This window comes from Pseudomonas sp. SWRI77, from assembly GCF_014269105.1.
In the GTDB taxonomy this organism is placed as follows: domain Bacteria; phylum Pseudomonadota; class Gammaproteobacteria; order Pseudomonadales; family Pseudomonadaceae; genus Aquipseudomonas; species Aquipseudomonas capeferrum.
This window is the reverse complement of sequence record NZ_JABWRV010000007.1, coordinates 187,371-194,407: the sequence shown is the minus strand read 5'-3', so window position 1 is coordinate 194,407 and position 7,037 is coordinate 187,371. Positions and strand designations below refer to the sequence as shown.

Here is a 7,037-nt window from a genome sequence, read left to right as displayed (position 1 = left end):
GGGTGAGGGTGGGGATGAGGATTGTGGGGGGGCACACAAAAAATCTGGCAGCCCCTCCCAACTCATTTATCCCAAGTCTCAGGACACCCCGCACACCCCTCCATATTCGCCTCCTGGAAATTCCCATAATGCTGCCGCGCCCCGCGCAAGTCGGCCCCTGCCAGGTTGCTCTGGCCAAACTTGGCTTCCTGCAGGTTGGCATCGCCAAGCTTGGCCCCTTGCAGATCAGCCTTGCTCAGCCAGGCCATCTCCAGGTCCGCCGCCTGCAGGTTGGTCTGGTGCATCTTCGCCCCAGAAAGCCGGGCGAACTGCAGGTACGCAGCGCTCAGGTCGGCACTTTCAAACTGCGCACCTTGGGCTAACAAGCCCCAGCCTTGAATGGCAATGAGCCGGGCATGGCTCAGGTCTGCCAAGCGCAGGTTGCTCTGCTGCAGGCTGGCGCGGGTCAGGTTGGCGCCCTGCAAGCGGGCTTTTTCCAGGTTGGCCAGGTCCAGCTGGGCATGGCGCAGGTCGGCCTCGCGCAGGTCGGCGCCGGCCAGGTTCATCTTGCGCAGGTCCTGGTTGGCCAGGTTGGCGCCACGCAGATTGGCCCCCGGGCACTGGCTCGCTTCGGCGATGACACAGCCGTTGACGGTCAAGGGGGTATCGTTGCCATCGTCGTCGGCGTTCGCGGCCAGGGCAGGTGTCAGGGCCAGCAGCAGGGCAAAAGTCAGGTAGTTCATGGCAAAAGGCTCTCGGCGAAAGGAGGGCTGTTGCGGGGCGCGGGCTGGCCGCGCCCCGCAGGGATCAACGCTGAGCGGTCTTGGTGTCCCAACTCGGGATCTTGAACACCCAGAACGAGCCGCCCTGGGCCACCGGCTTGGTCAGCTCGGCCATGTCGCCACCCCACAGCGGCACGGCGCCGCCGTAGCCCACGGTCACGCCGATGTACTGCTCGCCGTCCTGTTCCCAGGTGATCGGCGGCGAGACGATGCCGCTGCCGGTCTGGAACTTCCACAGCTCCTTGCCCGTCTTGGCGTCGAAGGCCTTGAAGAAGCCGTCGCCCGTGCCGGTGAACACCAGGTTGCCCTTGGTCGCGAGTACGCCGGCCCACAGCGGCAGGTGCTCCTTGTGCTCCCAGACCAGCTTGCCGGTGCTCGGGTCCATGGCGCGCAAGGTGCCGACGTGGTCGTCGTACATGCGCTTGATGCGAAAACCCATGCCCAGGTAGGCCGAGCCCTTCTTGTAGTTCACCTCCTCGGTCCAGTACTCCTCTTTCCACTGGTTGCCGGGGATGTAGAACAGGCCGGTGTCCTGGCTGTAGGCCATGGGGTTCCAGTTTTTACCGCCCAGGAACGGCGGCGAGACTTCCACTGGCTTGCCCTTGGTTTCACCCGGTAGTGGCTTGGCCGGACGCTGGCCGGGGTTTTCGACCGGGCGCCCGGTCTTGAGGTCGATATGGCTGGCCCAAGTGATGTTGTCGACGAAGGGGAAGGCGTTCTGCAGTTTGCCGTTGTTGCGGTCCACCACGTAGAAGAATCCGTTGCGGTCGGCGTGGCCGGTGGCTTTGACCACCTTGCCGTCCTTGTCCTTGTAGTCGAACAGCACCAGTTCGTTGTTGCCGGAGAAGTCCCAGGCATCGTTCGGCGTGTGCTGGTAGAACCACTTCACCTCGCCGGTGCTCGGGTCGACGCCGACCTGGCCCGAGGTATAGAGGCTGTCGTAGTCGTGGGGGTTGCCATCCTTGGAGGTGCGCGCCCAGGTATTCCAGGGGCCAGGGTTGCCTGCGCCGACAATGATGGTATTGCTCTCGGCGTCGAAACTGGCGCTCTGCCAAGGGGCGCCGCCGCCGTGGCTCCAGGCCTCGACCTTGCCGGTTTCGGTGGTGGCGTCGTCTGGCCAGGACGGCGCCTTGACGTCGCCGGTCGGCGTGCTGTCCTTGCCGTTCAGGCGGCCCATGTGGCCCTCCACGAAGGGCCGCATCCACACTTCTTCGCCCGTGTCCGGGTCACGGGCAAACAGTTGGCCGACCACGCCGAACTCATCGCCGGAGCTGCCGTGGATCAGCAACACCTTGCCGCTGGTCTTGTCCTTGATCAGCACCGGGGCGCCGGTCATGGTGTAGCCGGCGCTGTGGTCGCCGAACTTCTTGTTCCACACCACCTTGCCGGTGCGCTTGTCCAGGGCGATGAGGCGGGCGTCGAGGGTGCCGAAGTAGATCTTGTCGCCGTAGATCGCCGCCCCGCGGTTGACCACGTCGCAGCACGGGCGAATGTTGTCCGGCAGGCGGTGGTTGTAGGTCCACAGGCGTTTGCCGGTCTTCGCATCGAGGGCGAACACCCGTGAGTACGAGCCGGTGACGTAGACCACACCGTCGCTGACGATGGCCTGGGATTCCTGGCCGCGCTGCTTCTCGTCGCCGAAGGAATACGACCAGGCCGGGGTCAGCTTGAACACGTTCTGGTCATTGACCTGGGCCAAGGGGCTCCAGCGCTGGGCGTTGGTGCCCATGCCGTACTGCAGTACGTCCTGGGTGGTCAGGTGGTCGTTGGCGATGTCTTCCCAGGTCACGTTCTTGCCGGCCGGTGCCGCGGGCGCGCTGGCCGCCGTGGCCGCCGTGCAGAGGGCCAGGCTACCGGCCAGCAGCAGGGCCCGCACGCCCAGGGCCAGAGGGGAAAGGGCGGGTAGCGATCTTATTGTCATGGTTGCAGTTCCCTGTGGAGTTTTGGCCTGCACAGGGTGGGGCGGGGCGGCTGTCGGGGATACGGAAAAAGTCCCGCACTTGCCGGGAAAAGTTCCCGGTCGGCACCTCATTTGGCCCTTCGCCACAAGCCCTACTACCAAGGGAGTACGGCCCGGCCACCAAAGCAGCATACGGCCGCCTGCGGGCTGTTTCTAAGATGGCGGCACGGCCTCTGTGGTTGAGGCCTTGCGTGCAACTTGAGGGCATAACAATGACAACAAAACGCAACGTCTTGCTCGCTACAGGCCTGCTGGCCGGCGCTTTGCTGACCGGTACGGCCTGGGCCCATGGCAACGTGGTGCCCCAGGCAGTGGAAACCAAGGGCTTGACCCCGATCAAGGACGCCGGGGTCAGCCTGGACGGCGACGGCTGGGCGGCGGTCAACCCGTATCGTACCTCCGCCGAGCACGACAAGGCCGTGGAAATCGGCGCCTCGGCGTACAACCAGAACTGCGCTGCCTGCCATGGCCTGGAAGCCAAGTCCGGCGGCATCGCCCCGGATTTGCGCATGCTCGATGTCGGCGAGGCAGGGGATGAGTGGTTTGTCGAGCGGGTGCGCCACGGCGCGGTGCGTGACGGGCGGGTGTACATGCCAAAGATGGCCGACTACCTGAGCCAGGAAGCCCTGTGGGCAGTGCGCACCTACCTGGACAGCGTGCACGTCGAGGAGTGACAACCCTAGGAGCAGGTGATGAACTGGCGAACGACTATGCTGCTGGCCTGCTGGATGCCCTGGGCAGCGCAGGGCCTGGCCACTGAAGCGAGTGCCCACCCGGACCCGGTACCGTCGGTGATGTGGGACTTCTACCACAAGCAGTTGCTGGGGCAGGCCGCTTTCGTCTTCGATGATCGGGTCAAGCTGCTGGCGCCGCCCTTTGCCGAGGACGCACGCCAGGTGCCGCTGGAAATCGACGCCCGGGCGTTCGCCGGCGAGGTGGTACGCATCATTGCCTGGGCCGAGCTCAACCCGCTGCCGCGCATCGTCGATTTCGAGCCGGGCGAGCGCGTGCTGCCGTGGCTGTCGGTGCGCATCCGCATTGAGCAGGCCACGCCGCTGCGTGCGGCGGTGCTGACCCGCGACGGCCTTTGGCATGTCGGCTCGACCTTGATCGATGCTGCAGGTGGAGGCTGTACGGCGCCCAGCGTGGTGCGCAGCCAGCCCGGCTGGGAGGAACACCTGGGTGAAGTGCTGGGCGGTCGCTACCCGCGAGGCGATACCAGCCGCCTGCGTTTGCAGGTGGCCCACCCGATGGACAACGGCCTGGTCAGCGGCATCCCCGAATTCTTCCTCAACCATGCCGAGTTGCAAGACGCGGATGGCCAGCGCCTGGCCAGCCTGGAACTGTACCCGGCGGTCAGCGAAAACCCCAACCTGGGCTTCGATATCCAGGGCCCTGGGCTGACCCGGCTGGTGTTGCAGGACAACAGTGGCAACCGCTTCGAGGCGACCGTTCGTTGAGCGTGTTGCTCGCTTTCATTCCCTGACCCGAGGCGCCCGCCATGCGTTGGACCTTGCTGTTGCTGCTATGCCTGGGCCTGCCGGCCTGGGCCGACCTGGACTATCGCCTCACGCCCCGGCAGATCGCGCAGGGTACCTGGTTGCTGGAGGGCAGCACCGACAACTTCGCCAAGGGCAATGGCGGCAATGTCGTCAACACGGCGTTCATCGTCACCGACAGCGGCGTGGTAGTGATCGACAGCGGGCCGTCCAAACGCTATGGCGAAGCTATGCGCCAGGCCATTGCCGCGACCACCGACAAGCCGGTGGTCGAACTGCTGTTGACCCACCATCACCCCGACCATGTGTTGGGCAACCAGGCCTTTGCCGATGTGCCCATCGGCGCACTGGCAGGCACCAGCGAGCTCTTGCGCCAGCAGGGCGACGCCATGGCCGAGAACATGTACCGACTGGTCGGCGACTGGATGCGCGGCACCGAGGTGGTGCTGCCGACCCGAGTGCTGGAACCAGGCGTTCATGAGGTTGGCGGCCACCGGCTGCGGCTGTTGGCGTTGGGCGGGCATACCGGCGCTGACCTGGCGATTTTCGATGAGCAGACGGGCGTGCTGTTTGCGGGTGACCTGGTGTTCCATGAGCGTGCTCTGACCACGCCCAACAGCCCGGGGCTGGAGGTTTGGCTCAAGGACCTGGATACCCTGCAAGCCTTGCCCTGGAAGCGGGTTGTACCCGGGCACGGGCCGGTGGCCAGCGATGCGCGGCCGTTTGCGCAGATGCGCGACTACCTGGGCTGGCTCGATGGCCTGATGCGTGAGGGTGCAGCGCGGGGGGATGACATGGTCGAGATGATCCGCAGCCCGATTCCCGAGCGGTTTGTCAGTATCAGCTTGAGCCGGTATGAATTGATCCGCAGTGTCAGCCATCTTTATCCGCGTTACGAACGTCAGCGGTTGCAGCGCGTTGATGGGGGTAGGGTGGGGTTGTAGGGATCAGGATATACGCACCACCACAACCCTCAAACTGAACCCCCGACCCTTCGTGCCCTTACTACCAAATGACGAGACCTCCACTGCCAACGATGCATTCGTCCGGCACGCGGGGCTTTTTACCATGGCTCCATCGCCCGTCGTCGGACAGGCATCGACCCGCAGAGGCTCAGCATGATCTACGCAAAACCCGGAACGCCAGGCGCTGTCGTGGCCTTCAAACCCCGCTATGGCAATTTCATCGGCGGCGCGTTTGTGCCACCAGTGGGTGGCCAGTACTTCACCAACAGCTCGCCGGTCAATGGCCAACCGATTGCCGAATTCCCACGCTCCACCACACAGGACATCGACCTGGCCCTGGACGCCGCGCACGCCGCCGCCGAAGCCTGGGGCAAGACCTCGGTGCAGGAGCGCGCGCGGGTGCTGCTGAAGATCGCCGACCGCATCGAGCAGCACCTGGAAGTGCTCGCTGTGACCGAAAGCTGGGACAACGGCAAGGCCGTACGCGAAACCCTCAATGCCGACGTGCCGCTGGCAGCAGACCACTTTCGTTATTTCGCCGGCTGCATCCGCGCCCAGGAAGGGGGCGCGGCAGAGATCAACGAACTGACCACGGCCTACCATTTCCATGAACCGCTGGGCGTGGTCGGGCAGATCATCCCGTGGAACTTCCCGCTGCTGATGGCCGCCTGGAAACTTGCCCCGGCCCTGGCCGCCGGTAACTGCGTGGTGCTCAAACCCGCCGAGCAGACGCCCTTGTCGATCACGGTGTTTGCCGAGCTGATCGCCGACCTGCTGCCCGCCGGTGTGCTGAACATCGTCCAGGGCTTCGGCCGTGAAGCCGGCGAGGCCCTGGCCACCAGCAAGCGCATTGCCAAGATCGCCTTCACCGGTTCCACCCCGGTGGGCTCGCACATCATGAAGTGCGCGGCCGAGAACATCATCCCGTCCACCGTGGAGCTGGGCGGCAAGTCGCCGAATATTTTTTTCGAAGACATCATGCAGGCCGAACCTGCGTTCATCGAAAAGGCCGCCGAAGGCCTGGTGCTGGCGTTCTTCAACCAGGGCGAGGTTTGCACCTGCCCGTCACGGGCGTTGATCCAGGAGTCGATCTACGAACCGTTCATGGCCGAGGTGATGAAGAAGATCGGCAGGATCACCCGCGGCAACCCGCTTGACACCGAAACCATGGTCGGCGCCCAAGCTTCGCAGCAGCAATACGACAAGATCCTCTCCTACCTGCAGATCGCCCAGGACGAGGGCGCGCAGTTGCTCACCGGCGGCGGCGCCGAGCGGCTCGACGGCGACCTGGCCAGTGGGTACTACATTCAGCCGACCCTGCTCAAGGGCCACAACAAGATGCGCGTCTTCCAGGAAGAGATCTTCGGCCCGGTGGTGGGCGTGGCCACCTTCAAGGACGAAGCCGAAGCCTTGGCGATCGCCAACGACAGCGAGTTCGGCCTGGGCGCAGGGCTGTGGACCCGCGACATCAACCGCGCCTACCGCATGGGCCGGGCGATAAAGGCCGGTCGCGTGTGGACCAACTGCTACCACCTGTACCCGGCGCATGCGGCGTTTGGTGGTTACAAGAAGTCTGGGGTGGGCCGCGAGACCCACAAGATGATGCTCGACCATTACCAGCAGACCAAAAACCTGCTGGTGAGCTACGACATCAAGCCGCTGGGCTTCTTCTAAGCGCACACAGGCCCAGCGGTAGGGTGCCGCTGGGCCTGGATGCAACGACGCACGCGGGGAGGGCTCTGGGTGGGCGCCTCCCCGCGCGCGTCACCCGTTTGCGTAATGTCCCGTGTCACCCCCTACCAACGCACCCCGCCAGCTCGTTCCAAAGTAGCATTCGGCCCCGTCGCCCCCC

Annotated in this window: 6 protein-coding genes; 4 read left to right on the top strand and 2 right to left on the bottom strand. The window is 64.9% G+C overall.

All coding sequences use genetic code 11. The annotated features are described in order from the left end of the window. Window positions 1-62 precede the first annotated feature (62 nt). A complete protein-coding gene (locus HU766_RS10235) occupies window positions 63-722 on the bottom strand; it encodes a pentapeptide repeat-containing protein (protein WP_186656110.1) in 660 nt (219 codons plus the stop codon). Window positions 723-786: 64 nt separating this feature from the next. Continuing rightward, entirely contained in the window at window positions 787-2,682 is a 1,896-nt protein-coding gene (exaA, locus tag HU766_RS10230) for a quinoprotein ethanol dehydrogenase (RefSeq protein WP_095064532.1), read from the bottom strand. 251 nt (window positions 2,683-2,933) lie between these two features. Here exaA and pedF point away from each other — a divergent pair, with 251 nt between their 5' ends. From pedF to HU766_RS10210, 4 genes are all read left to right on the top strand, one after another. Next, complete coding sequence (gene pedF / locus HU766_RS10225; RefSeq protein ID WP_047583160.1) at window positions 2,934-3,395, top strand: cytochrome c-550 PedF; 462 nt, start codon at window positions 2,934-2,936, stop codon at window positions 3,393-3,395. An 18-nt stretch (window positions 3,396-3,413) separates the two neighbouring features. Continuing rightward, the gene (locus HU766_RS10220) at window positions 3,414-4,181 is read left to right on the top strand and encodes a quinoprotein dehydrogenase-associated SoxYZ-like carrier (RefSeq protein WP_095064530.1); all 768 of its coding nucleotides are present in this window, start codon (window positions 3,414-3,416) and stop codon (window positions 4,179-4,181) included. Window positions 4,182-4,222: 41 nt separating this feature from the next. Then, window positions 4,223-5,164 (top strand): quinoprotein relay system zinc metallohydrolase 1, encoded by a 942-nt coding sequence (locus tag HU766_RS10215; RefSeq protein WP_186656108.1) that lies wholly within the window; start codon window positions 4,223-4,225, stop codon window positions 5,162-5,164. 174 nt (window positions 5,165-5,338) lie between these two features. Then, window positions 5,339-6,859 (top strand): aldehyde dehydrogenase family protein, encoded by a 1,521-nt coding sequence (locus HU766_RS10210; RefSeq protein WP_186656106.1) that lies wholly within the window; start codon window positions 5,339-5,341, stop codon window positions 6,857-6,859. The last annotated feature ends 178 nt before the right edge of the window (window positions 6,860-7,037 follow it).